Origin of the sequence: Streptomyces alfalfae, from assembly GCF_004127445.1 — a bacterium.
In the GTDB taxonomy this organism is placed as follows: Bacteria; Actinomycetota; Actinomycetes; order Streptomycetales; family Streptomycetaceae; genus Streptomyces; species Streptomyces alfalfae.
The window spans coordinates 146,209-171,757 of the sequence record NZ_QEXM01000043.1; the positions used below are offsets into that span (position 1 = coordinate 146,209).

General features: G+C 73.6%; 21 protein-coding genes. 8 read left to right on the forward strand and 13 right to left on the reverse strand.

Annotated features, from left to right (window positions below; translation table 11 throughout):
- Nucleotides 1-9: 9 nt before the first annotated feature.
- The 6 genes from DCW30_RS23615 to DCW30_RS23640 all read right to left on the reverse strand — a co-directional run bounded on the left by DCW30_RS23615 (nt 10) and on the right by DCW30_RS23640 (nt 6,836).
- Nucleotides 10-1,542 (reverse strand): MFS transporter, encoded by a 1,533-nt coding sequence (locus DCW30_RS23615; RefSeq protein ID WP_076683290.1) that lies wholly within the window; start codon nt 1,540-1,542, stop codon nt 10-12.
- Entirely contained in the window at nt 1,542-2,234 is a 693-nt protein-coding gene (locus tag DCW30_RS23620; protein ID WP_232626935.1) for an iron-containing redox enzyme family protein, read from the reverse strand. The genes DCW30_RS23615 and DCW30_RS23620 overlap by 1 nt, the downstream gene beginning before the upstream one ends.
- On the reverse strand, nt 2,231-3,382 hold the full coding sequence (locus tag DCW30_RS23625; RefSeq protein ID WP_076683292.1) for a radical SAM protein: 1,152 nt from the start codon (nt 3,380-3,382) through the stop codon (nt 2,231-2,233). The genes DCW30_RS23620 and DCW30_RS23625 overlap by 4 nt, the downstream gene beginning before the upstream one ends.
- Nucleotides 3,383-3,561: 179 nt before the next feature.
- The gene (locus DCW30_RS23630) at nt 3,562-4,425 is read right to left on the reverse strand and encodes a metallophosphoesterase family protein (RefSeq protein ID WP_076683294.1); all 864 of its coding nucleotides are present in this window, start codon (nt 4,423-4,425) and stop codon (nt 3,562-3,564) included.
- Nucleotides 4,426-4,454: 29 nt separating this feature from the next.
- Nucleotides 4,455-6,101 (reverse strand): cytochrome bc1 complex cytochrome b subunit, encoded by a 1,647-nt coding sequence (gene qcrB / locus DCW30_RS23635; protein WP_076683296.1) that lies wholly within the window; start codon nt 6,099-6,101, stop codon nt 4,455-4,457.
- Between the two features lie 93 nt (nt 6,102-6,194).
- Entirely contained in the window at nt 6,195-6,836 is a 642-nt protein-coding gene (locus DCW30_RS23640) for a maleylpyruvate isomerase family mycothiol-dependent enzyme (protein ID WP_076683298.1), read from the reverse strand.
- Nucleotides 6,837-6,906: 70 nt separating this feature from the next.
- On the opposite strand from DCW30_RS23640, the gene DCW30_RS23645 reads away from it, so the two are divergent.
- On the forward strand, nt 6,907-7,818 hold the full coding sequence (locus DCW30_RS23645) for a LysR family transcriptional regulator (protein WP_076683300.1): 912 nt from the start codon (nt 6,907-6,909) through the stop codon (nt 7,816-7,818).
- Here DCW30_RS23645 and DCW30_RS23650 read toward each other — a convergent pair.
- Together DCW30_RS23650 and DCW30_RS23655 are read right to left on the reverse strand one after the other, a co-directional pair.
- The gene (locus DCW30_RS23650) at nt 7,802-9,703 is read right to left on the reverse strand and encodes a helix-turn-helix domain-containing protein (RefSeq protein ID WP_076683302.1); all 1,902 of its coding nucleotides are present in this window, start codon (nt 9,701-9,703) and stop codon (nt 7,802-7,804) included. The genes DCW30_RS23645 and DCW30_RS23650 overlap by 17 nt on opposite strands.
- A gap of 93 nt (nt 9,704-9,796) precedes the next feature.
- Complete coding sequence (locus tag DCW30_RS23655) at nt 9,797-11,182, reverse strand: MFS transporter (RefSeq protein WP_076683304.1); 1,386 nt, start codon at nt 11,180-11,182, stop codon at nt 9,797-9,799.
- 228 nt (nt 11,183-11,410) lie between these two features.
- Here DCW30_RS23655 and DCW30_RS23660 point away from each other — a divergent pair, with 228 nt between their 5' ends.
- On the forward strand, nt 11,411-13,030 hold the full coding sequence (locus DCW30_RS23660) for a GMC oxidoreductase (protein ID WP_076683306.1): 1,620 nt from the start codon (nt 11,411-11,413) through the stop codon (nt 13,028-13,030).
- Nucleotides 13,031-13,039: 9 nt separating this feature from the next.
- Here DCW30_RS23660 and DCW30_RS23665 read toward each other — a convergent pair whose 3' ends face one another.
- The 3 genes from DCW30_RS23665 to DCW30_RS23675 form a co-directional block, all read right to left on the reverse strand.
- A complete protein-coding gene (locus DCW30_RS23665) occupies nt 13,040-13,519 on the reverse strand; it encodes a carboxymuconolactone decarboxylase family protein (RefSeq protein ID WP_076683308.1) in 480 nt (159 codons plus the stop codon).
- Between the two features lie 4 nt (nt 13,520-13,523).
- The gene (locus DCW30_RS23670) at nt 13,524-14,600 is read right to left on the reverse strand and encodes an NAD(P)H-dependent amine dehydrogenase family protein (RefSeq protein ID WP_076683310.1); all 1,077 of its coding nucleotides are present in this window, start codon (nt 14,598-14,600) and stop codon (nt 13,524-13,526) included.
- Between the two features lie 109 nt (nt 14,601-14,709).
- Nucleotides 14,710-15,513 (reverse strand): 3-hydroxybutyrate dehydrogenase, encoded by an 804-nt coding sequence (locus DCW30_RS23675; RefSeq protein WP_076683311.1) that lies wholly within the window; start codon nt 15,511-15,513, stop codon nt 14,710-14,712.
- 160 nt (nt 15,514-15,673) lie between these two features.
- Between DCW30_RS23675 and DCW30_RS23680 the strand changes: the two genes are divergently transcribed.
- The 6 genes from DCW30_RS23680 to DCW30_RS23705 all read left to right on the forward strand — a co-directional run bounded on the left by DCW30_RS23680 (nt 15,674) and on the right by DCW30_RS23705 (nt 23,347).
- Nucleotides 15,674-16,456 carry a Clp protease N-terminal domain-containing protein gene (locus tag DCW30_RS23680; protein WP_079249909.1) on the forward strand — a complete coding sequence of 261 codons (783 nt, stop codon included), beginning with the start codon at nt 15,674-15,676 and terminating at the stop codon, nt 16,454-16,456.
- 192 nt (nt 16,457-16,648) lie between these two features.
- Complete coding sequence (locus tag DCW30_RS23685; protein ID WP_232626933.1) at nt 16,649-17,827, forward strand: radical SAM protein; 1,179 nt, start codon at nt 16,649-16,651, stop codon at nt 17,825-17,827.
- 6 nt (nt 17,828-17,833) lie between these two features.
- On the forward strand, nt 17,834-19,987 hold the full coding sequence (locus DCW30_RS23690) for a DegT/DnrJ/EryC1/StrS family aminotransferase (protein WP_076683313.1): 2,154 nt from the start codon (nt 17,834-17,836) through the stop codon (nt 19,985-19,987).
- A complete protein-coding gene (locus DCW30_RS23695) occupies nt 19,984-21,312 on the forward strand; it encodes a hypothetical protein (protein WP_076683315.1) in 1,329 nt (442 codons plus the stop codon). The genes DCW30_RS23690 and DCW30_RS23695 overlap by 4 nt, the downstream gene beginning before the upstream one ends.
- A 7-nt stretch (nt 21,313-21,319) precedes the next feature.
- Nucleotides 21,320-22,438 carry an acyl-CoA synthetase family protein gene (locus DCW30_RS23700; RefSeq protein WP_076683317.1) on the forward strand — a complete coding sequence of 373 codons (1,119 nt, stop codon included), beginning with the start codon at nt 21,320-21,322 and terminating at the stop codon, nt 22,436-22,438.
- A 48-nt stretch (nt 22,439-22,486) separates the two neighbouring features.
- Nucleotides 22,487-23,347, forward strand: a complete 861-nt coding sequence (locus DCW30_RS23705) for a phytanoyl-CoA dioxygenase family protein (protein ID WP_076683319.1) — start codon at nt 22,487-22,489, stop codon at nt 23,345-23,347.
- A 22-nt stretch (nt 23,348-23,369) separates the two neighbouring features.
- On the opposite strand, the gene DCW30_RS23710 is transcribed toward DCW30_RS23705, so the two are convergent.
- Both DCW30_RS23710 and DCW30_RS23715 read right to left on the reverse strand, forming a co-directional pair.
- Nucleotides 23,370-24,383: a Gfo/Idh/MocA family protein gene (locus tag DCW30_RS23710; RefSeq protein ID WP_076683321.1), complete on the reverse strand. Its 1,014-nt coding sequence runs from the start codon at nt 24,381-24,383 to the stop codon at nt 23,370-23,372.
- 13 nt (nt 24,384-24,396) lie between these two features.
- Nucleotides 24,397-25,398 (reverse strand): zinc-dependent alcohol dehydrogenase, encoded by a 1,002-nt coding sequence (locus DCW30_RS23715; RefSeq protein ID WP_076683323.1) that lies wholly within the window; start codon nt 25,396-25,398, stop codon nt 24,397-24,399.
- Nucleotides 25,399-25,549 lie beyond the last annotated feature (151 nt).

The window sequence follows — 25,549 nt, forward strand, 5'->3', positions numbered from 1 at the left end:
TGCGGACGGTCAGAACAGGACGCCCCCGATGATCGGTTCCACGCTGTGCGCCTCGACCTCGGGCGCCCGCTCCTGGATCCGGGCCTGTACGTCGATCAGGGTCCGCAGCTCCTCGTCGGACAGCTCCGACAGGGCCTCGCGCCGCTTGTCGGGGAGGTGGTCGACGGGGAAGCCGGCGTCGCGCAGCAGCTCCAGGTTCCTGTCCGGTTCCGTCTCCGGAGCCTTCGCCCTGTCCTTCTCCCTGTCCTTCTCCGGGTCCCCGGCGAGTTCGTCGCGTCCCTCACGCTCGCCACGCTCCACCTTCTGGCCCCTCCCGTAGATCCACACCACCAGGCCCACGACGCAGAGCGCCACTCCCGCCGTGCGGAAGACGAAGCCGACGCTGAACCAGCCCGCGAGCAGCGCGCCCAGGGGCGGTGCCGCGAGCTGGAGCAGGACGGGGAAGGCGTTCGCGGTGGACGTGACGCGGCCGATGAGTTCCTGCGGTGTCTCCCGGTGCAGCACGTAGGGGAAGACGACCATGATCCCGGCCGCCGCGAAGCCGATGCCGAACGCGACGGCCATCCACAGCGGGGCGAGGCCGTCGGTCCCCGCGCCCAGCCCGATCCCGATGCCGCCGACGAGCGCGCCCACGGTGATCTGCGCGAGGCCGAGCAGGACGAAGGGGCGTACCCGCATGCCCCACTGGCTGATGGCCAGCGTGCCGAGCACGGCGCCGAGTCCGACGGCCGCGACCACGTATCCGAGGTCCTGTTCGTCGACGGAGAGTTCGCGCATGGCCAGCGGGGAGAGCGTGTCGAAGGCGAGGACGAGGAAGAGCGTCGCCGCCATGCTGCCGATCACGGCGATCAGCGCGGGCGTACGGACGATGAACGCCACGCCCTCGACGGTCTCGGCCCACAGCCTGCCCCGCCCGCGCCGCTCGGCCGCCCGGCCGGGCTCCTCCTCGTCACCGGTCCGCCGCGGCAGCCGCACGGCGCAGAGCAGCAGGCCGGAGAGGACGAAGGTGGCGGCGTCCGCCACGAAGGCGGCACGCACCCCCCAGACGGCGACGATCAGACCGCTCAGCGCGGGGCCCGCCACCTTCGCCGCCTGGTTGGCGAAGACGGTCAGGGACATCGCGGACAGCATGTCCCGCTCGGGCACCACCGACCGCAGGGTGCTCTGGTAGGCCGGGTTGAACACCGCCGAGAACGCCACCTTGAGCACCACGAGGGTGAGCAGGGCAGGCAGCCCCGGCGCCGCGAGGTAGCCGAGCACCAGGGCGGCGCGCGCCACGTCGCAGCCGATCAGGACGGCCTTGCGGTCGCGCGCCCGGTCCGCGAGCGCGCCGGCGACGGGGGCGAGCAGCACCAGCGGCACGGCCGTCGCGACGCTGACGGCGGCGAGCGCGCCCGCGCCCTGGTCCCAGACGTAGGTCACCAGGACGATCAGGGCGAGGTAGTCGAGCCAGTCGCCCACGCAGGAGACGACCTGGCTGGCGAACAGGGTGCGGAAGCGCCGGTGCCGCAGCGCCGTCGCCATCGCGGGCGGCTTCGCCATCACAGGACCCCTTTCCGGAGGCCGTACGCGTCGACGAGCCCTTCGAAGACCCGCATCACGGACCGCACCGTGTGCAGCGCGGAACTGCTCACGGCGGTCACCAGGCGTTCGCCCAGCGGAAGCGCGTCGAGGAGCGCGCGCAGCTCCGCGCCGTGGCCGACGTCGGCCGCCGCGTGCCGCGCGAGGGTGCGGAACGCGCCGCGCGGGTGGCCGGTGCGCGCGCTGAGCACGGCGGCGACGTCGGGCCGGGGCGGGCTGCCTTCGAGGACCGCCTGGTAGCCGAGGAGGCAGACGGGGTGGAGCCGGTGGATCCAGAAGTACTGCTCCCCGCAGAGCCCGGCGACCGCCGCGGGCGGCACGCCGCGCCAGGCCCGTGCGGGGTCGTGGCCGAGGGCGGCGAGGTCCTCGCAGACCCAGGTGTCGTGCCCCGTCTCCTCCTCGATGTGCCGCTCCCAGTAGGGGATCAGCGCGGCGGCCACCGGGTCGCCGTCCTCGCGCACCAGCTCGCCGCAGCGGGACCTGGCGGTCTCCATGAGCGGTACGGACGCCCTGATGATCTGGTGGGTCAGGACGAGGAACTCCGGGTAGATGCGGGCGGGTTCGGGCACCGCCCAGATCCGTTCGAGCGTGGCGCGCAGGCCGGGCATGAGCAGCCCGACGGCGGTCTCGACGCGCGTCCCCGCCCCGGTCACGCCGCACCTCCGGCGCGGCCGGGCCCGGCCGGGGCGGTGGGCGCCGGGGCGCCGAGGCGGGCCAGTTCGCGGTAGCCGTCGACGCCGTGCCCGGCGAGGAAGCCGTCCGCCCCGCCGTCCTCGACGAGCCTGCCGATCTCGTGCTCGAGGACGCGGGCGCCCGTGCGCCGCAGCCGGGCTCGGGCCGCGCGGGCCGCGTCCGGGCCGCCGAGCGCGCTCACGCAGGTACCGCAGTACCCGGCGTCCCCCTCACCGGAGGGGGCCGCGTTTCGGGGCGCACCGGCCAGGGTGTCGGCGAGGTGGACCGGGCCGAGGGTCCTGATGCCGCGCAGCAGCGGGCGTTCGACGAGGCGGCGGCGGATCGTGGGCCAGTCGTCGTCGGCGACGTGACCGAGGCGCAGATGGCCCGGGAGCCGTCCGCCGAGGCCGTCGACGACGCTCTGGTTGCAGCAGGCGACGACCGTCCCGTCGAAGGCCACCACGGGCCAGGCCGCCATCGCGCAGGGCGCCGCGCCGCGCGGCACGGCGGTGGGCCCCGCCTCCGGCAGCCACGCGGCGGCGCGGCCCGCGGCACGCACCTGGGCCACCAGGACCGGCACCCGGTCGCCGAAGGCGCGGCGGATCTCCCCGGTGGCCTCGGCCAGGTACGGGTCGTCCGGGCCGCGCCCGGTGAGCTGCACGCTCACGTCCTTGCCCGCCTCGTGGAGGGCGCGCAGGACGTCCAGGACGCGGGCGCGTGGCACCTCGGCCTCGTGGAAGACGTCGAGGCTGGCCGAGACGTGGTCGACGGCGGCCAGCGCGGCGGCGATCGGCGGCGGGACACGGCCGCCGCCGTCCGCGTCACGCGCGAAGAACATGCCGGTCTGGAGCTGGCTGCGGACGCCCGCCGCGCGTGCCGTCTCGGCGAGCGTCGTGACCAGGCGCGGCCTGAGCAGCGGTTCACCGCCGGTGAGCAGCAGGAAGTCGGGGCGGTCGGCGGGGCGGAAGGTCTCGGCGAAGGCGGTGAGCGGCGCCGCGTCGAGCTGTTCGGAGTCCGTCGCTGAGGCGGTGGAGCAGTGGGCGCAGGACAGCGGGCACCGCCGGGTCAGCGTCATGAGGAGGGCGGCGGCGGGCCGGGGGCGCGCCGCGAGCAGGTCCAGCAGGTGCATGGGTCCGCCTCCTCCCGGGGCCCGGCCGCCGGGCCGGCGGTCCGGCCGGACGCGGCGTCCTGCCCCGAGCTTCACGGACGCGGCTTGTCCACCGGTATGTCCGCGCTTGCGGAACCCTTGCGCGCGGCCGGACCCACACCACCTGGCGGACGCCCCCGAAAGGCCCGGCCCCGTCGCCGCTACCGCTCCCGCTCCTCCCCTTCGGGCGCCGGCAGGATCTGCCGCAGATGCGGGTCGGGGTGGAAGCCCCTGCGCCACTCGCGGGGGTAGCCGACCGACGCCTCCACGTGGCGCACCCCGTCGTGCCAGGTGGTGCGGGGGATGTGCAGATGGCCGTAGACGACGGCCGCGGCGTCGTACTTCACGGGCCAGTCCGCGCTCAGTTCGGTGCCGCACCACAGGGCGAACTCGGGGTAGCGCAGGATGCGGGTGGGTTCGCGCACCAGCGGCCAGTGGTTGATGAGGATCGTCGGCAGTCCCGGCGTCCGCTCGGCGAGCCGCTCCTCGGTGAGCTTGACCCGCGCGCGGGACCAGTCGTCGCGGGAGGCGTGGGGATCGGGGTGCAGGAAGTACTCGTCGGTGCAGACGACGCCCGCCTCGTGGGCCGCCGCGAGGGCCGCCTCCTTGGTGGTGGTGCCCTGGGGGCGGAAGGAGTAGTCGTAGAGCAGGAACAGCGGCGCGACGGTGACGGGGCCGCCCGCGCCGCGCCACACCGGGTAGGGGTCCTCGGGGGTCAGCACGCCCATGGACCGGCAGAGCGCGACGAGGTGCTCGTACCGTGCCTCGCCGCGCAGTTGGACCGGGTCGTCCTTGGGGGTCCACAGCTCGTGGTTGCCGGGCGCCCACACCACCTTGGCGAACCGCCCGGCGAGCGTGCGCAGCGCCCACTCGATGTCGGCCATGCGCTCGGCGACGTCTCCGGCGACGATCAGCCAGTCCTGGTCGGTCGTCGGCCGGATCGTCTCGACGTACTTCCTGTTCTCCGCGTAGGCCACGTGCAGGTCGCTGACCGCCAACAGCTTCGGAGTGCTCTCGGATGCCATCACCGTGTGAGGCTAACCGAGTCACCGCCTCAGTGGTGATCACCCTCCCCCCGGTGGATCGCCAGGTACTCCCGCGGGGTGGCCTTGGGCACCTGCGCCTTGGGCCCGTACATGGCGCGGGAGAGGCGGGAGCGCAACCGCAGGGAACGGGGGACCTTGCGGACCACTCCGTTGTCGTCGACCAGCGGGCCGATCTCCAGGGGCCGCTGCTGTTCGTGCGCGGTCAGCCGGTACAGCTCGCCCTGCGGCAGCGGCTCGTGCACCTCCACGTACTCGCCGTGCGGCAGCCGCTTGACGGTGCCGCTCTCGCGGCCGTGCAGCACCTTGTCGCGGTCCCTGTGCTGGAGGCCCAGGCAGACGCGGTGGGTGACGAGGTAGGCGACGACGGGGACGACGAAGAAGCCGATCCGCACGAACCAGGTGATGACGTTGATGGAGAGGTGGAAGTGCGTGGCCCACAGGTCGTTGCCGCCGCCGATCATCAGCACGCCGAACAGGGACAGCCAGGCGACGCCGAGCCCGGTGCGCACGGGGGCGTTGCGCGGCCGGTCGAGGATGTGGTGTTCCCGTTTGTCGCCCTTCACCCAAGCCTCGATGAACGGGTAGGCGCCGATCGCGGCGAGGATCAGCGGGAAGAGCGCGAAGGGGATGAACACGCCCGGTTCGAGGGTGTGCCCCCAGGCGTTGATCTCCCAGCCGGGCATCACGCGGATCAGCCCCTCGGAGAAGCCGAGGTACCAGTCGGGCTGGGCGCCGGTCGAGACGTGGTCCGGGCGGTAGGGGCCGATCGCCCAGACCGGGTTGATGGAGGCGACCGCGCCCATGACGGCGAGCACACCGAAGACCAGGAAGAAGAAGCCGCCGGCCTTGGCGATGTAGACGGGCAGGAACGGCGCTCCCACCACGTTCTTCTCGGTCTTGCCGGGTCCGGCGAACTGGGTGTGCTTGTGGTGGAAGACCAGGATCAGGTGGGCGACGACGAGCCCCAGCATGATGCCGGGCAGCAGCAGGATGTGGATCGGGTAGAGCCGCGCGATGATGTCGGTGCCCGGGAACTCCCCGCCGAAGAGGAAGAACGAGAGGTACGTGCCCACGACGGGGAGGGAGAGGATGGCGCCCTGCGCGAAGCGGAGGCCGGTGCCGGACAGCATGTCGTCGGGCAGAGAGTAGCCGGTCAGGCCGGTGATGATGCCGAGGAACAGCAGCGTCCAGCCGAACAGCCAGTTGACCTCGCGGGGCTTGCGGAACGCGCCGGTGAAGAACACCCGCATCATGTGCGCGAGCATGGCGGCGACGAAGACGAGCGCCGCCCAGTGGTGGATCTGCCGGATCAGCAGACCGCCGCGCACCTCCGTGCTGATGTCGACCGTGGACTCGTACGCCCGGGAGACCTGGAGGCCCTTGAGCGGCACGTAGGGGCCGTCGTAGGTGACCTCGGCCATGCTGGGCTCGAAGAAGAGGGTCAGATAGGCGCCGGTGAGGATCAGGATCAGGAAGCTGTAGAGGCAGATCTCGCCGAACATGAACGACCAGTGGTCGGGGAAGATCTTGCGCATCTGGGTCTTGGCGAGGGTGTGGATGCCGAGCCGTCCGTCCGCCCAGTCCGCGACGCGCTCCCCCCGGCCCGGTGGGACGGGCCGTCCACGTGATCCGGCTCGCTCGATGCGTCCGCTCATGCGACTCCCTTTCAGGCGGCTACCAGCGCAGGTCGCATGTATGACGGTTCCAACGGGTCCGGATGTGACATCGGGCGGACGGATCAGGCCACTTCACCCACGGACGAAGCGCTCGCTCCGCTCCCCGCGGAGCCTGCCCGCCGGCACCTTCCGCCCGTACGCGACGAGCAGCAGGTCCTGCGCCGCGCCGCGCACCGGGGTGCCACCGCCGTGGGACCAGTCGAGGTCGTCGGCGCACAGCCGGACGCCGGTGAGGTCGACGCCGAAGAACTTCAGACTCCTGGTGTCGACGGCCGCCAGGAGGACGCGTACGCGGTCGAGCGGGACGGCGCGCTCGACGCCGAGGGCGGCGGTGACGTCGAGGCCGTGCACCACGTCGTGGCCGAGGGCGGCGGTGTGGCCGCCGACCGGGGGCGTCCAGGGGTGGTGCGCGTTGTCCCTGAGCAGGGCGGTGAGTTCGGCGGTGGAGAACCTGGCGGCGTCCGCGCGGGCGCAGCGGTCGGTCATGCGGTGCAGGCTGCCACGGGCCTTGAGGAGTTCGGCGAGCGTCCTGGGCAGGGAGTGGCGGAAGCCGAGGGACATATGGGCGACGACCTCGCGCACGCGCCAGCCCGCGCAGAGCGAGGGGGCGTCCCACTGCTCGGCCGTCAACTCGTCGAAGGTGTCGGCGAGTTCGCGGCGCTCGTCGGCGATCGCGGCCCGGATGTCCGTCTCGTTCTGCGTCGTCTTCCCCATGCCTCCAGGGTGATCAAGGCGCTGCCACAAGTCCAAGAGCGGGTCCTTCTCGCCACTAGCATCGCCGGTTATGGAACTCCGGCAGTTGCGGTACTTCGTCGCCGTGGTCGAGGAGGCCGGCTTCACGCGGGCCGCCGCCCGGCTGCATCTGGCGCAGCCCGGCGTGAGCGCGCAGGTGCGGCAGCTCGAACGCGAACTGGGGCACCGCCTCCTGGACCGCTCGCGCGGGGCGGTGACCCTCACGGAGGTGGGCCGCGCCGTGCTGCCCTACGCGCGGGCCGCGCTCGCGGCGGCCGAGGGCGCGCGGCGGACGGCGGAGGAATTCACGGGGCTGCTGCGCGGGCAGGTCACGCTCGGCCTGGTGTCGGGGGCGGCCACCGAGGAGTTCGACGTGGTGTCCGTCGTCGCCGACTTCCACGACGAGCACCCCCGGGTGGAGATCTCCCTGACCGAGGACACCTCCGACCGGATGCTCGCGGCGCTGCGGCGCGGCGAGCTCGACATCGCGCTGCTCGGCCTGGCGTCGGACGAGGTGCCGGCGGGCGTGAGCCTGGCCGTCGTGGTGGACGAGCCGCTGGTGGCCGCCGTGGCCCCCGGTGATCCGCTGCTCCGTCCCGAGGGCCGCGTCCATGTGCCCCTGGCCGAGCTCGCGGAGCGTCCGCTGATCAGCCTGCCGCGCGGCACGGGGCTGCGCGGGGTGCTCGAACGGGCCTGCGCGGAGGCGGGCTTCAGGCCGCGCGTCGCCTTCGAGGCGGCGGCGCCCGCGCTCCTGACCCGGCTCGCCGTGCGCGGTCTCGGCGTGGCCGTGCTGCCCGCCCTGCCCGACGAGGTGGCCGCCTCGCTCGGCCTGCGGACCCTGGTGATCACCGACCCCCGGCCGCGCGGCCGGATCGCCCTCGCGTGGCGCGCGGACGGGCCCGCGGGACCGGCGGCCCGGGTGCTGCTGGGCCGGTTGCGCGCGGCGTTCACGGGGCCGGCGTGAGCCGGTGCAGCCGGAGGGCGAGCTGGAGCTCCAGGGTGCGGGCCGGGCTGTTCCAGTCGTCGCCGAGGAGCCGCGCCACCCGCTCCAGGCGTTGCACGACGGTGTTGACGTGGACGTGGAGGGCGGTCTTGGCACGGGTGAGGCTGCGGTCCGCGGCGAAGTACGCCTCCAGGGTGCGCGTCAGTTCCGTACCGCGTTCGGCGTCGTAGTCGAGGACGGGGCCGAGCGTCGTGCGGACGTAGCCGCCGAGGTCGGCGCTCTCGCCGATGAGCAGCCCGACGAAGCCGAGGTCGGCGAGGGCCGCGCCGTGCCCGGTGTGGCCGAGGGCGCGCAGCGCGGAGAGGCAGCGCAGGGCCTCCGCGTGGGCGGCGGGCAGCCCGGCGGGCTCGGCGGGGCCCGCCGAGCCGACCGTGACGGGGGCGCCGACGGCCTGCCCCAGCTCGGTGGCGAGCGCCCTGGCCCGGTCGCCCGGGCCCCCGGTGGGCGTCACGACGACCACGTGCTCGTGGTGGAGCCCGGCGAGGCCGCTGTGCGCGCGGGCGGTGCGGTGGGCGGCGGCGAGGAGCCGCTGCCGCGAGGCGCTCTCGGCGTGGGCGACGAACACCGCGTGCGGGGCGGTGAGTGCGACGCCGAGGCGGCGGGCGCGGCTCGCGAGGCTGACCGGGTCGCCGGTGGGTGAGAGCAGGTCGCCCAGGAGTTCGCCGCGCACCCGGTCCTCCGCCTCGGCCACGGAGCGGCGCAGGAGCAGGAGCAGCGCGGTGACGACGCTCGCCCGCTCGAAGAGCCGCCGGTCGGCGTCGGCGAGTTCGGCGCGGCCCGTCAGGGCGATGCTGCCGAGGAGTTCGGGCCCGGCGAGGACCGCGCAGACCCAGGTGCCGTCCTGCGGGACCGCGCGTCCGCTGGCCCGTGACGCGGCGACCGCGGCGGCGGGCGGGGGCAGCGGTCCGGCTCCGGTGCGGGCCAGTTCGGTGCCGTCCGCGTCGTGGATGAGGACGCCGCCGTCGAGGAGGGCGGCGATGCCGTCGGCCACGTCGTCCGCGTCGCCGCCGCGCAGCACGAGGTCGGTCAGCTGGTCGTGGGCCTGCTCGGCGCGGCGCATGGCCCGGCTGTGGGCGCGGATGGTCTCGGTGGCGGCGTTGAGGTCGACGAGCGCGGCCCTGGTCTCCTGGAGGAGGCGGGCCCCGTCGATGGCGATGGCGGCGTGGTCGGCGAGCGAGGAGAGCAGCACGATCTCCTCGGTGGCGAACTCGCGGGCGGCGCGGTCGGCGGCGTAGAGCACGCCGATCACGCGGGCGCCGAGCCGCAGCGGCACGCCGAGGATGGCCCGCAGCCCCTCCTGCGCGACGGCGCTGTCGATGGCGTCGGTGTGGTGGAAGCGGGGGTCCGCCTGGTAGTCGCCCGTGACGTAGGGGCGGGCGGTCTGGGCGACGAGGCCGCCGAGTCCCTCGCCCATGCCGAGCCTGAGCTGCTGGAAGGCGGCGGCCACGCTGCCGTCGGTGACCCGCATGTAGGTGTCGCCGGCCGCCTCGTCGTTCAGCGAGAGATACGTGACGTCCGTGCCGAGGAGCAGTTTGGCGCGGCGCACGATGGCGCGCAGGACGGCGTCGGGGTCGCGCAGCGCGGCCAGGTCGCTCGCGGTGTCGAACAGCGCGGTGAGTTCGGCCTCGCGGCGGCGGTGCGCGCCCAGGGTGCGGTGGATGCGCAGCGCCACGTCGGTGGCCTCGTCGAGTGCGGCGAGGTCCTCGGCGCCTGCGCCCGCCTCGCGGGCCCGTGCGGCGGGGCGGGCGAAGTCCTCGGCGCCCGCGCCCCGGTCGAGCAGGTCGAGCAGGCCGCGCAGCCCTGACCGGAGGTCGGTGTGGTCGGCGTCCTCGGTGGTGGGGAGCATGGGGCGATGGTCTCCCGGCGGGGTGGGCGCGGTCGATGGCCTGCCCCGAAAAGGCGGAGCGGGGGCAGGCCGTGGCGGCGCCGGCGGGTGGGGTCAGCCGCCGAGCGGCACGGAGCCCTCGCGCCGCGGCGCGGGCAGCGGGGCCGGTCCTGCCGTCTCGTCCGCGGCGAGGTCGCGCCCCCTGGTCTCCCGGGCGAACTTCACGGTGACGGCGGTGACGAGGGCCGCGAAGGACATGTAGACGGCGACGGGCAGCGCGGAGTCGTGGTCCTTGAGCAGCTCCACGGCGATGATCGGGGCCAGGGCGCCGCCGATGATGGAGGCGAGCTGGGAGCCCATCGAGGCGCCGGAGTAGCGGACCTTGGTGTCGAACAGCTCGGAGATGAACGCGGCCTGCGGCCCGTACATCGCGCCGTGGAAGAGCAGTCCGACGGTGACCGCGAGCGCGATGACGGGGAACGACTCGGTGTCGAGCAGCGCGAAGAAGGCGAAGGCCCACAGCGCCATCCCGACCGCCCCGATCAGGGTGACCGGCCGGCGGCCGAGCCGGTCGGAGAGGGCGCCCCACAGCGGGATGGTGACGAAGTGCACCGCCGACCCGATGAGCACGGCGTTGAGCGCGTCGCTCTTGGGGAGCTCCAGGTGCACGGTGACGTAGACGAGGACGAAGGCCGTGAGGATGTAGTACGAGATGTTCTCGCCGAACCGGGTGCCGATGGCGGTGAGGACCTCGCGCCAGCTCTTGCGGAACACCTCGACCACCGGCGGCTTCTCCTGCGCCCCGGCCGCGGCGGCGGCCTCCGCCTCCCGCCGTGCCGCGAGGAAGACCGGCGACTCGGTGACGGAGATGCGGATCCACAGGCCGACCATCACCAGGACCCCGGAGAGCAGGAAGGGCACGCGCCAGCCCCAGGCGAGGAATGCCTCGTCGGACTGGACGGCGGCGAGCAGCGCGAGCACGCCGGTGGCGAGGAGGTTGCCGCCGGGCGCCCCGGCCTGCGGCCAGGAGGCCCAGAAGCCGCGGCGCGCGTCGCCGCCGTGCTCGGAGACCAGGAGCACCGCGCCGCCCCACTCGCCGCCGAGGGCGAAGCCTTGCACGAGGCGGAGCACGGTCAGCAGGACGGGGGCGCCGACGCCGATGCTCGCGTGGGTGGGGAGGAGTCCCATCGCGAAGGTGGCGCCGCCCATCATCAGCAGGCTGATCACCAGGAGCTTCTTGCGTCCCACGCGGTCGCCGTAGTGCCCGAAGACGATGCCGCCGAGCGGCCGGGCCGCGAAGCCGACCGCGTAGGTGAGGAAGGAGAGCAGCGTGCCGACCAGGGGGTCGCTGGAGGGGAAGAAGAGGGTGTTGAAGACCAGTGCGGCGGCCGAGCCGTAGAGGAAGAAGTCGTACCACTCGATGGTGGTGCCGACGAGGCTGGCCGCCACGATGCGGCCGATGCCGGCGCGGGCCGGCGGAGCGGTTGCTTGGGAGGCCATGTGCACCACTTCCAGGAGTTCTGCGGGGACGCTTCCGTACCGGCACAAGGTAGGAAACCGCAGATCAGTGGCGTATATGGCGGAGCCCCATGGTTCCGGCGCCCCTGATGTGACCGGCCACCATGCGCGAGGTGGATTCGGACAGAAGTTACCTTTTGGTATGGCGTGACTTCCCGCACGGGCGGCAGTAGAACTCGTTGCGATTCAGCCACGAGCAAGGAAGGGCACATGAACGAAAAAGCCAAGCACACGACCGCTTCTGGCAACTTATCGCGCAGAAGATTTCTTGCAGGAACAGGTTCTGTTCTCGGTGCCGTCGCGCTCTCCGCGCAGGCCTACCCGGCGCGCGCCCTCGACGCCGCCGCCCGCGTCCCCGCGCTGGTGATCGGCACCGGGTACGGCGGCTCCGTCGCCGCCCTGCGGCTCGCCGAGGCGGGCGTCGACGTGCACATGGTCGAGATGGGCATGGCCTGGGACACCCCCGGCCCCGACGGCAAGATCTTCGCCAACACCACCACCCCCGACGCGCGTTCCTACTGGCTGCGGACCAGGACCAAGCAGCCGCTGAGCAACTTCCTCGGCTTCCCGCTCGACAAGGACGTCCCCCGGCACACCGGCATCCTGGACGCCGAGGAGTTCGGCGGCATCACCGTCTACCAGGGGCGGGGCGTGGGCGGCGGCTCACTGGTCAACGGCGGCATGGCCGTGACGCCGAGGCGCGAGAACTTCGCCGCCGTGCTGCCGACGGTCGACGCGGGCGAGATGTACGGGACCTATTACCCGCGGGCCAACGCGGGCCTCGGGGCCGCCACCGTCGACCCGGAATGGTTCGAGACGGCCGACTGCTACCAGTACGCCCGGGTCGGCCGCCGGCACGCCCGGCGCTCGGGCTTCCCCTTCGTCTTCGTGCCCGACGTCTACGACTGGGACTACATGAAGCGGGAGCAGGCGGGCACCGCCACCAGGTCGGCGCTCGCGGGAGAGATCCTCTACGGCAACAACCACGGCAAGAAGTCCCTTCAGCAGACCTACCTCGCCCGCGCGAAGGCGACGGGACGGGTCACCATCACCCCGCTGCACCGGGTCACCTCGGTGGCCCCGGCCGCGGGCGGCGGCTACACCGTCACCATGGACCGGCTCAGCACCAGTGGTGACACCGTCGCCACCAAGGAGCTGACGGCCGACAAGGTGTTCTTCGCGGCGGGCAGCGTCGGCACCAGCAAGCTCCTGGTGAAGCTGCGGGCGAACGGCGCGCTGTCACGGCTCGACGGCGAGGTGGGCGCGGGCTGGGGCGACAACGGCAACGTCATGTGCGGGCGCGCCAACCACCTCTGGGACCCGACCGGCGCCCTCCAGTCGGCCATCCCCACCGCCGGCATCGACAACTGGGCCCAGGGCGGTGCGTTCGCCGAGGTGGCGCCGCTGCCCACCGGGATCGAGACGTACGCCTCGTTCTACCTGTCCATCACGAAGAACCCGCACCGCGCCCGGTTCACCTGGAACGCGGCGGCGGGCAGGGCGGAGCTGAACTGGCGGACCGCCTGGAAGCAGCCGTCGATCGACGCCGCCAAGACGATCTTCGACAAGATCAACGCCAAGGAGGGGACCATCTACCGGACCGACCTCTTCGGCGCCTACAAGATCTGGGGCGACCACCTCACGTACCACCCGCTGGGCGGCGCGGTCCTCGGCAGGGCCACGGACAACTACGGTCGCCTGAAGGGGTACACGGGTCTCTACGTCATCGACGGCGCGCTGATCCCGGGCAACACCAGCGTCAACCCGTTCGTCACCATCACCGCGCTCGCCGAACGCAACATCGAGAAGATCATCGACACCGACCTGTGAGACACCCCCTCACCGCTGGGGCAGGGCGCAGGCGGTGTCGAGGCCGAGCACATGGTTGAGCCGGCCGAACGCCAGCCACGACCCGATGCTCATGCTCAGCTCCACGATCTCCGCCTGGCTGTAGTGCGCGGTCATCCGTGACCAGAACTCCTCGTCGAGGCCGTGGTGGTCCAGGGCGTACCGCTCGGCGTACTCCGCGGCCAGCCTCGTGCGGTCGTCGAAGGCGTCGGTGGTGCGCCACCGGGTGACGGCGTCGGCGAAGCCCTCCTCGACCTTCCGCCCGTCGCGTTCGGTGCGCCAGTCCAGGCAGAAGGCGCAGCCGTTGATCTGCGCCACGCGCAGCCGGGCCGCCTCGAACTCGCGCAGGCCGAGGGTCGTGTGGGCGTACACGGCCAGGGAGAAGTCCGACGCGGCCCGGCCGATGCCGGGGACCATCTCGCCCCACACGTAGGCGATCGTGTCCTGCCCCTCGGGGATGTCGATGTGCATGGCGTCACTTCCTTCCGAGCCTGCCGGCTGCCGGGCGCAGCGGGACGTCGAGCGCGTCGTAGAGGCCGGGGCCGGCGTCCACCAGCCAGTCGACGGCGTTCACCAGGCGGCCGACGGCGGTGGCGTTGCCGCCCGCCGAGCTGTTGCCGTCCTCGTCGGCGGCCTCGACCGTGACCTCGATGCGGGGACGGCCCTCGATGATCACCCGGTGGGCGCCGTCGCCGCCGCCGGGCGGCGTGGGCCAGTCCGGCGCACACGAGGCGTGGACGCGGGTGACGTGTTCGATGACGATGCGGGGTGCGCCGCCCACGAGGCCGCGCACCTCGAAGCGGACGGCTCCCTGGGTGCCCGCGGCGAACTCCCCCATCGCGCGCGTGCGCACCGTCGCGTCGAGGGCGCGCCGGTCGACGCCCTCGTCGATCCCGTCGAGCGTGACGCCGAGCGCTCTGGCCATCAGCCGTATCTGGCCGCCCCACACCATCGTGGGGACCGAGGGCGCGAGCATCGGCGGCTCGTACGCCATCGGCTGCCCCATGCCGATCAGATGGCGTACGGACTCCTCCTGGTCGTACGTGGTGTAGTCGAAGATCTCCTGGCAGCGGACGGCGTCCACGGTCGAGCCGAGGCCGCTGACCAGCAGCGGCAGCACGTCGTTGCCCCACCCCGGGTCCACCCCGGAGGCGAAGAGCGAGCCGCCGCCCTCGGCGACGGCCGCGAGGACCGGGTCGCGGAACTCCGGCGGAGCGCCGCGCCAGTCGTAGAGCGGATACAGCGAGGGCGTCACGACGACGGCGCCCGCCCGTACCGCGCGCACGACGTCGGCGAGCGCGTCGTCGGGGCGCAGGTCGCCGGAGGCCGCGTACACCACCGCGCGCGGCCCGGCGGCGAGCACCGCGTCGACGTCGTCGGTGGCGGCGACGCCCAACGGGCCGGTCAGGTGCGCCAGTTCGGCCGCGTCCCGGCCCACTTTCGCCGGGTCGTGCACGAGTACGGCCGTGAGCCTCAGCGCGGGATGGGCCTCGACGGCACGCACGGCCGCGCGGCCCACGTTTCCGGTACCCCAGACCACCGTGGGAATCATGCGCGGAGGGTAGCGAGGGGCGCGAGCGGTTGACAGAGGCGCGACCCGACGAGTCCCGCGCCTCTTCCGAAGTCGCCCACCGCCGGACAGGGGCGGCGCGGGCGGGCGCTCAGCTCGCTCCCCAGCCGCCGTCGACCGGGATCGAGGCGCCCGTGAGGTAGCCGGTGTGCGGTCCGCAGAGCCAGACGGCGACGGCGGCGACCTCGTCGGGTTCGATGAGCCGCTTGATCGCCGACCGCCCCAGGAGGACGTCGGTCACCACGTCCTTCGGCGCGATGCCGTGCACGGCCGCCTGCCCGGCGATCTGCCCCTCGACCAACGGCGTGCGCACATAGCCGGGGTTGACGCAGTTGCAGGTCACTCCGTGCGGGGCGGCCTCCAGGGCGGCCACCTTGCTCAGCCCCTCCAGGCCGTGCTTGGCGGCGACGTACGCGGACTTGTAGGGGCTGGCCCGCAGTCCGTGGACGCTGGAGATGTTCACCACCCGGCCCCAGCCCCGCCCGTACATGTGCGGCAGGCAGTGCCGCAGCAGCAGGAACGGCGCGGTGACCATCAGGCGCTGGATCAGCTCGAAGCGGGCGGGCGGGAACTCATGGACGGGGGCGACGTACTGCGTGCCCGCGCTGTTGACCAGGACGTCGACGGCCGCGGGCAGGGCGTCGAGGGCGTCGGCGTCGGTGAGGTCCACGGCGTGCGGCACTCCGCCCACCGCGTCGGCGACGGCCTTGGCCGACTCCGCGTCGACGTCGACGACGTGGACCAGGGCGCCCGCCGCGGCGAACGCCTCGGCGCACGCCCGGCCGATGCCGCTGCCGCCCCCGGTCACCAGGGCGGACCGTCCGGTGAGATCCACGCCGTCGGTACGCGGGGGTGCGGGGCGCGCGGCCGGGGGCCCGGGGTGTTCGCTCGTCATGCCAGGAACGCTAGAGAGGCGGTGAGGGGATCTCCCATGGTCCCGGACACCACAGCGGGGGGCGCGGAGGTGTGGGCGGGCACTGCCTCCCCCGGCGCGTGCGCCAGCAGGTGACAACCAGCGGTTGACACTCTCTCAACTGTCAACCTACGGTTGTCAGATGACGCTCCCCGAAGGCTCCACGCCTCCCCAAGAAAGCGCCTCCCAGGGCCCGCGCGCCGTTCAGGCCCAGCCGACCGTCCGGCTCGACGACCTCATCGACGCCATCAAGAAGGTCCACTCCGACGCCCTCGACCAGCTCTCCGACGCGGTCATCGCCGCCGACCACCTCGGCGACGTCGCCGACCACCTCATCGGCCACTTCGTGGACCAGGCACGCCGCTCCGGCGCCTCCTGGACCGACATCGGCCGCAGCATGGGCGTCACCCGGCAGGCCGCCCAGAAGCGGTTCGTGCCGAAGAAGCCCGGCGAGACCTCCGACCTCGACCCCAGCCAGGGTTTCGGCCGCTTCACGCCCCGGGCCAAGAACGTCGTGATGGCCACGCACAACGAGGCGAAGGCCGCGGGGCACGACGAGATCCGCACCGCCCACCTGGTGCTCGGGCTGCTCGCCGAGCCCGAGGCCCTGGCCGTCAAGGCGCTCGCCGCGCAGGGCGTCTCCGTCCAGGACGTCCGCCGGGCCGCCGCGGACGCCCTGCCCGCGCGCTGCGCCGAGGTCCCCGAACTCATCCCGTACGACGCGGACACCCGCAAGGTGCTGGAGCTGACGTTCCGTGAGGCGCTCCGTCTCGGCCACAACCACGTCGGCACGGAGCACATCCTGCTGGCCCTGGTCGAGTACGAGGACGGCGCCGGCCCGCTCACCGCCCTCGGCGTCGACAAGGCGGGCGTCGCGGCCTCGATCGCCGCATCCCTGGCGCAGGCGACCACCCCCTCCGCGTAGGCGCACCTCGCGGCCTTCGCAGGCGACGGCAGCAAGGCGGCGGAAGTGATTCCGCCACCTTGTCACCGCATTGTCCGGACCCGTTGACAGCCCCCGGGGCGCTCCCTAATGTCGCAAGCACCGCTCGAACGACGTCAACGCACATCAATCATGCGTGGGGGGTTCGTGAACAGCACAGCTGGTGCCGGCGACATGGGAATGGCAGCCCCCCGGAATCGAGAAGGTCTCCCGATCGTCAGCCTGGACCAGGCGCACTCGCCGCAGAAGGTCCTGGCGCACGGCGAATTGCTGCGGCGCTTCGTCGCGGACCAGGAGATCAAACCGGTCCACATGCGGATCGGCATCATGGGCGCCTGCAATATGCGCTGCAATTTCTGCAACTTCCACTCCCCCAACGAGGAACAGTTCTACGATCTGTTCTCGTTCAAGGATTCGATCGCCACCGACAAGGCCGTCACACTGCTCCGCGAGTTCGCCGAGAACGACGGCCGTGCCGTGACCTTCTGCGGCAGCGGCGAGTGCACCATCCACCCCGGCTACACGGACATCTGTCACGCCGGGCACGCGGCGGGCCTGCGCATCGGTCTCATCACCAACGGCTCACGCCTCGGCCGTCCGAAGGTGGCCGACTGCGTCGCCGAGACCCACACCTGGGTACGCATCGGCCTGAACGCGGGCACGGAGGCGACCTTCGACGACATCACCCGCGATCGCGAGCAGACGTTCTCGCGGTTCATCGGCTCGGTCGGCAGGCTGCGGGAGAGCGCCGTCGACCCCGACTTCCGCATCGGCTTCAACTACGTCATCACGCTGCAAAATTATCGCGAGATCGTCGAGGCCGCGCACATCGCCCGCGATTCCGGCGCCCATTACGTACGTTTCGAGCCGGAGTTCTACAGCGCCCTCGGCCACGAGACCATCGAAACCGTGATGCCGGAGATCAGCGACTCCCTCACCCGGGCCGCGGCGCTCTCCACGGACGCCTTCGAAGTGTCGGTGCCAAAGCTGGACCGCGGTCCCATGGATCAGGTCGAGGAGGTGGAGGGCGACTTCGAGCGCTGCCACTACAGCCGTTTCGTCACGGCGGTCGGCGCCGACGGAAACCTCTACCCGTGCCCGCAGGTCCACCTCAACAGCCGCTATCTGATCGGCAATGTCGTGGAACAGGGATACGCGGAAGTCCTCGACGGCGGCCCGCGGGCCGAATGGGAGGCCTCCAACCCGCGCAGGACCGATCTCTGCAAATCGTGCTTCTACCGCCCACAGAACGAACTCCTGGAACTCCTCAAACGCGGCCAGATCAAACTCGACGAGGCATTGGACGCCTATGCCCTCGAAGTGCCGAGCACCCTGCACGGCGACTTCGTCTGACCGCGCATGCAGTCACGTCACCTGCGCCGGCTCCTCGCCGCCGAGCCCGCTCTGCGCTCCTCCGCACCCGACGCGAGCGACCGGTCCGCGCGCGCCCGCCGGCTGCGCTCCGTCGTGGAGCGCCTCGCCCGCGTCGAGCGGGCGCCGCTGACCATCACCGAGGCCACTGCGTCGGCCCGCGCGGGCCTGCACCGCGAGAACCTGCTGCTGGCATCGCCGGCACGCGGCTCCCTCCACGGCACGCTCCTCGCCCCGCGCGACGTCGCCCACGGCCCCGCCGTCCTGGTGCTCGGCGGCAGAAACGCCCGCCTGGACCAGCTGACCGGCGACGTCCCGCCGGACCACCCCGACCGCAACGTCGCCGAACGGCTGGCGCACGCGGGCTTCGTCACCCTCTCCATCGACCACGGCATCGGCGGCGGCCTCGACGACGAGCGCCGGGCCGGACGGGACGAGGGGACGCTGCTCGCCCACGCCTTCGCCCTCACCGGGCGGTCCCTGCTCGGCGCCCTCACCGGTGACGCCCTGGCCGCCCTCGCCCTGCTCGCGGAGCATCCGCTCGTCGACGCCGAGCGCGTGGGGCTGTTCGGACACAGCCTCGGCGCGGCGGTCGCCCTGCACACCGCCCTGCTCACCGAGGACAGGACCGTCCCGCTCTGCGCGGCGAGCCACCTCGGCAGCTACGCCGCCCTCTTCGCCCGGCTCCTGACCGGCCACGAGGGCGCCGTGCTCCCCGGCATCCTGGAGTACGCGGACCTGCCCGACCTTTACGCGGCGCTGGCCCCGGCCCCCCTGCAACTGCAGTACGGCACGGCCGACCCCTACCTCGACCCGGCCGACGCGGGCGCCGCCGCCGACCTGGTCCGCCGGGCCTACACGGCGGCCGGGGCCGAGGTCGACGTCCACGCACTGCCCATGGGGCACGGCACCCACGTGGGGCACGCGACAGAGTTCTTCGAGCGCGCCCTGAAGGGCCCGGCAGTCCCGCCGGGCGACGTGCCCGCCCAGCGCGTCCGCTTCGAGGTGGCGCAGCGGCGTGCCGTGCTCGACCGGGTCGACGCGGCGCTCGCCACCGGCCTCCTCACCCAGGGCCCCCAGGTGGCCCGCTTCGAGGAGCTCGCGCGGACCTGGACCGGGACGGAGACAGCCGCCGTGGCGTCCGGTTCGGCGGCCCTGGAGATCGCCCTGCGGATCGTCGGCGTGGCGGGCCGCACGGTGCTCGTGCCGGTCAACACGTTCTTCGCCACGGCGGCGGCCGCCGTGCGCGCGGGGGCCACCGTGCGGTTCGTGGACATCGAACTCGCGGGCCTCGGCATGGACCCGGGCGCCCTGCGCGACGCCCTCGACCGGTATCCCGACACGGCCGCCGTGCTCCCCGTGCACATCGGCGGCATCGTCGCGCCGTCCCTCACCGAGGTCGTCGCGCTCTGCCACGCGCGCTCGGTCCCCGTCGTGGAGGACGCCGCCCATGCCTTCGGCGCCACGCTCGACGGGCGTTTCGCGGGCGGCTTCGGCCGCTTCGGGGCCTTCTCCTTCTTCCCCACCAAGGTCGCCGTCAGCGGCGAGGGCGGGCTGCTCTGCGCCGCGCTCGCGGACGACCTGGAGCAGGTGCGGCGCTGGCGCGACCACGGCAAGCGCGCACCAGGGTCCACGCTGCACGACCGCCCCGGCTCCAACTGGCGGCTGAGCGAGCTGCACGCCGCCGTCGGCACGGTCGACCTGGAGCGCTTCGACCGCACCCTGGCGGCCCGGCGCGAACTGGGCGCCCGTTACGACGCGTTGCTCGCGGGCATACCCGGCGTCCGCCCGCACGCCCTGCCCGCGGAAACGGGCGGCAACTACTACAAGTACCTCGCGTACGTGGACCCGGAGGGCCCGCTGGACCGGGCGGAGCTGAAGAAGCGGCTGCGGGAGCGGCACGGCGTGTCGCTGGCCGGTGAGGTCTACGACCATCTGCTCTGCGACCACCCCTACTTCGCGGCCGGGGCATCGGTGTCCGCCGGGGCGTCGGCGACCGCCGGGGAACCTGTGCCCACCGGGGAACCGTACGAGCGGGGCCGCTGGTTCGCCCGCCACCACATCGCCCTGCCGCTCTACCCGTCCCTCACGGAGGCCGAGCAGGTACGGGTGGTCGACGCGCTGCGCGACGAGCTCTCGTGAGGGCCGACGCCGCGGGCCCCGTCGTCCTGCACGCCTTCCGCGGGGGCGAGTGGCGGACGTCCCTGGACACCGCCGCGCTGCCGGGGCCGCGCGGGGCGCCGTACGGCCTGGCGCTGGTGCCCGAGATCGTCGTCCACGCCGACCGCCGCCGATGGGAGACGGCGCGCGGCGGACTGCCCCCGCTCACCGGCCGCCGCGAGCTGCTGCTCCGGGCGGTCGAGCTGTTCGACCGGGGCACCGTCACGGTCGGCGGGCTCGGCGCGCAGGGCCCGGAGGACTTCCGCGCGGCGCTGTGGGAGACGGCCGGAGTGCCGGGACCGCTGGTGGACCGCTGGTGCGGGATGCTCAGGGACACCCTGCTCAAGCGGGGCGAGGCCGCCGCCGACGACGCGCTCGCCCTCGTCGCGCTGCCGGGCAACACCTTCACCTGCCTGGACTCCGTGCTCGACCAGGCCGAACGCTCGGCGGCCGTCTGGGTGCGCCCGAGCCGCCGCGAGCCGGTCTCCGCCGCCCGACTCGTCGCCGCCCTGCTCGCCGCGGGCTGGCCCCCGCTCCGCATCGGCCTGTACCCGGGCGAACAGCACACCCTGCACGGCTTGGTGAAGCGCACCGACCGGCAGATCGTCTACGGCGGCACGGGCCTCGCCGCGTCCGTCCGCCGCTCCCCCGCCCTCACCCTGCACGGCCCCGGCCGGGGCTGCGCCCTGGTGCCCGGGGCGATGCCGGTCGACGAGGCCGTGGCGTGGCTGCTGCCGCTCGTCGCGGGCGACTCCGGACGGTTCTGCGGCAACGTGCGCACGATCCTGTGCGCGGACGGCACGGACAGCGCAGACGGCACGGCTGGCACGGCTGGCACGGACGGTGCAGATGACGCGGACGGCGCAGACGGCACGGGCGGCACGGGCGGCGCGGACAGCGCGGCCGGTGCGGCCGGTGCGGACGGCGGCGCGGGCTCGGGTGGGGCTCGGTGTGCGGCCCTGGCGTCCGCGCTCGCCGTCGCCCTCGACGCCGTGTCCGCCGATCCGACGGGCCCCGACTGGCCGCTCACCGTCTTCCGCGACCCGGAGGCGGCACACCGGGCCCTGCGCTCGGTCCACGACCGGATGCGCCCCGGCGACCGGCTCCTCACCCGCCGCCCCGCGGTCACCGAGGTCGACGGGGCCCCGTGCGTCCTGCCCCGACTGGTGCTGCTGGACCGGGCGGCGGGCCACCCGCTGCTCGGGCACGAGGTGCCGTTCCCGTTCGCCGCCGTGCTCACCGCCACGCCCGACACCGTGCGGGCCGCCACCGCCGACTCCCTGTTCGTGTACCGCCCAGCGAAGTGAGGCCCGTATGACGACCGCCCTCGGCACGCTGCCCGACCTGCTGCGCGAACGCGTGCCCGAGCTCGCGGTCGACCTCGACACCTGGACGCGCCGCATGATGCGCTGGCACTTCGGACCGGAGACCGCGAGCCCCTTCTGGGCCGCCCGGCGCGCGCGGCTCGGCTTCGACCCCCTCAAGGACGTCGACGGCTTCGCCGCCCTGGAACTCTTCGGCCTGTTCGACAAGGCGGAACTGCGCGCCGCGTCCGCCCGTGACCTGCGCCCCCACGGCTACCGCGACCGTCCCTTCCGCGTCTTCGAGACCGGCGGCACGACCGGCCCTCCGTGCCGGATCGTCAACGTCACGCGCCTCGCGTACGACGTGGAGATCTACCGCACCGTGCTGGAGGCGCGCGGTGTGGCCGGCGGCGACGTGCTCGCCATGACGCCGAGCGGGCCGCACGCCTACGGGCACTTCGTGGAAGGCCTCGCGGACAGCTGGCACGGCGCCGTGCACGCCATCGACTTCGACCCGCGCTGGGTGAAGGCGGCGCTGCGCGCGGACGGCGAGGCGGACGCGTACACCGCGCACCTCGTCGACCAGACGCTCGCCCTGCTCGCCGCCGAGCGCCCCTCCCTGCTCTTCACCACCTCGCGGCTGCTCCTGGAACTGGCGATGCGGCTGCCGCGCCCGCTGCACACGTACGGCATCAGGGCGGTGTGCACGGGCGGCACCTCGTGCACCGCGGCCGAGGCGGAGTTCCTGCGCGCGGAGCATCTGCCGGGCGTGCAGTGGATCGACACCTACGGGAACACCCTGGTCGGGCACGCGCTGCAGGCCGACGCGGTGGCGGGCGCCCCCGACGTGCCCGGCGGCACCGGGCACTCCTACCATCTGCCGCCGCCCTTCGCGGTCCTGAAGGTCGTCGACCCCGCGGACCCCTGGCGCGAGGTGGCCGTCGGTGAGCGCGGCCGGGTGCGCGCCACCACGCTCCTCGAAGACCTCTTCCTGCCCAACCTCCTGGAACGCGACAGCGCCGTCAGGACCGGGCCGCACCCGTGGTTCCCCTGGGACGGCGTGGCCGCGGTACGCCCCTTCCAAAAGGACGGCGGAGCCAACGGCGGGGCCGTGGAAGGCGTCTACTGACGTCCGCCCCGGCCGCCGCCGACGTCTCCTGACCAAAGGACACGCACCGTGAACCTGTCGTCGAACGGCGTACCCATACCCTTCACTCCGGAGCTGTTCGCCCCGCTGCGCCCCAGCGCGGACCTGCTGTCGCCCCGGGACCCGGCCGCGCTGCGCCGACGGCTGCACGGGGACGGCTACTTGTACCTGCCGGGGCTGCTCGACCGGGCGGACGTCCTGCGTCTGCGGGGCCATTACTTCTCGCTGTTCCCGCCGGGCCTGCTCGTCGAGGGCGGCGAGCCCGAGGACGGTGTGTTCTCCGGCCGGGTGCCGGAAGGCGTCCCGGAGTACGGGGTGGCCGGCCACCCCGCGTACGCCTTCGTCCGCTCGGCCGCCTTCGACGACTTCGTGGGCGATCCGGTGCTGGCCGCGCTGGCCTCCCAACTCCTCGACGCCGAAGCGCGCATGCTGCCCCGCCGCATACTCCGCCACTTCCACCGGGGCACGCGGCGGGCCTCCCGCGCGCACGTCGACTTCGACTACATGGACCAGGGCTCGCCCCGGGTCGTCACCTTCTGGATACCGGTGGGCGACTGCCCGCCGCGCACGGGTGCGCTGGTGTACCTGGAGGGTTCGCACCGGCTGCCGCCCGAGGAGTACGAGCCGCTGCGCGACATCACCGACCGCCCGGGGGACCGCCGGCAGATCTGCCATGACCTGGAGCTGACGGCGAAGGCCCTCGGCCGCCGCTGGCTGTGGGCGGACTTCGCGGCGGGCGACGTGATGGTGCACCTCCCCCGCATCATCCACGCGTCCCTGGACACGACGACGGACGCGATGCGCCTCTCCGTCGACGCCCGCTTCGTACGCGCCGGTGACACTCCGGACCCCCGCTGGCTGCGGCCGTGGTCGGCGGACGACGGGGCGTGACGCCCGGAGCCGACGCGGCCGGTCACGGTCGGGTGCACCGGAGCGGCGTCGGCCTTCCCCCGGCCGCGCTGGACCGACCGGCCGCCACGATCACGTCGTCGACGAGGCGGCCCTCGGCGAGCGGGCAGACCGGCGCACGCCCTTCACCGACGGCTTCGGCGAAGTCGGCGAACAGGGGTTGGTGGGGGTTGGCGAAAGGGGGCAGGAGAAGCACCCCCGAGTCCGCTCCCGGCGCCCCCTCCTCACCACGGCCAAGCCCCGCCAACCGCCCCTCGTCCAGCGGATCGAGCGTCACGGTGCGTCCCGCGCCGTGGAGTTCGAGCCGGTCCACCGGAGCGCCCTCGCCCCACGCCATCACGCAGCGTGCCGTCAGTCCGTGCGGCCAGCGCAGCGTGAGGTCGGCCCGGCGTTCCGCGCCTGCCGGGAAGCGGTCCGTGAGGCGGGCGCTCACCTCCAGCGGGCGGCCGAAGAGGTGCAGCAGGAGGTCGACGCGGTGGCTGCCGGCGTCCGCCAGGACGCCGCCGCCGGAGACCGCCGGGTCCGTGCGCCAGCGCATCGGGTCGTCGGGGCCCGGCGCGAACGCGCAGCGGAACCGCACCTCCACCCGCTCCGGCGTCCAGCCCCGCAGCTCCGCGCGCAGGCGTCGCACGGCGGGCGCGAGCCTGCGGTAGTAGGCGACCCCGGCGCACCGCCACGCCGGGCCGCCCCCGCGGCCGAGGCCTCCCCCGCCGAGGCCCGGGCTGCCGAGGCCCCCGGCGAGCGGCTTCTCGACCAGTACCGGAAGGCCCGCGTCCAGGGCGGCGGCGGCGAGCGGCACATGGGCGGCGACGGGCGTGGCCACGTACACGGCGTCGACGCCCCGCAGGAGCACCCCGGGGTCGGCGCCCGACCGCGGCACCCCGTACCGCTCGGCGACGCGCGCCGCCCGGTGCGCGTCGCGGCCCCAGAGGACGGCGGGCTCCTCGCCGAGGGCGCGCAGGGCGGGCAGGGCCCGGCGCGTCACGATGTCGCCGTGGCCCGCGATGCCCCACCTCACGCCGGAACCCCGCTCAGGGGACGATCGCCACCTTCAGCGTCTCGCGCGGCGGGCCGTCGTAGGGGGCGCTCTCCGCGTCCGGGTAGAGCGCGCTGCTCGCGGAGAGCTGCTCCATGGCCTTCGGCAGTTCTTCCAGGGGGTAGGTGTGCGTGAGCAGGTCGGGGAGGCGCAGCGCGTCGGGGCGGCGGTGCGCGAGGCGTTCGGCGACGGCGAGGGCCTCGGCGCGCGCGGTGTCCAGCGGCTCGGCGGAGCTGTGCACGCGCAGCCCCTTGCGCTCCCACGTGACGAGGTCGACGGAGACGCGGGTGTCGATGTGGTGGGTGCCCAGCATCACCACGAGGCCGTTCTGGCGGACGAGGCCCACACAGGCGTTGAGGGTCGTGGGGGTGCCGACTGCGTCGATCGCGACGTCGAAGTCGGCTCCGACGGACGCGAGTTGCCCGCTGCCGCCGTCCACGCGCCGTACGGCGTCCGCGCCCGCCGCGGCCGAGCGTTCGAGCCGCCAGTCGTCGAGGTCGACGGCGACGACCTCGGCGGCCCCGCGGGCCACGGCGACGCGCAGCGCGAGCTGCCCCACGGGCCCCTGTCCGACGATGACGACCCGGTCGCCGAGCCGGACGCCGCGCGTGGCGTGCACGGCGAGAGGCAGGAGCTGGAGGATCGCGCCCTGCTCGAAGGGGACGGAGTCGGGCAGCACGCCCACGGCGATCTCACGGGCCAGCGCGAAGTCGGCGTAGCCGGTGGTGAGCGGCGTGCGCACGAAGACGCGCTGCCCCGGGACGACACGGCTGACGCCGGCTCCCGTGGCCTCGACGACCCCGGCGACCTCGTGCCCGAAACAGCCCTGGGAGCAGTGCTCGCGCAGCCCGTGGTAGTGGAAGTAGGCGAGGTCGCTGCGGTTGCAGACCGTGCAGGCGCGCACCCGGACGAGGACCTCCAGCGGTCCGGGCCCGGGCACCGCCACCTCGGTGCGCAGTCTGATGTCGCGCCTGCCGACGAGCTCGTACCTGCGCATGGCTTACTCCTCATCGGTCGCGGACCGCCGAAGTCACCAGGATCGCGCACGTGTCCGGCCGCCATACGCGATTCGCCCGCCTCGGCCGGTTCGGACTCCTTGACAGCCCCGATCGATGCGAGCCAATATCCACTATCTCCAGATTGGCCTG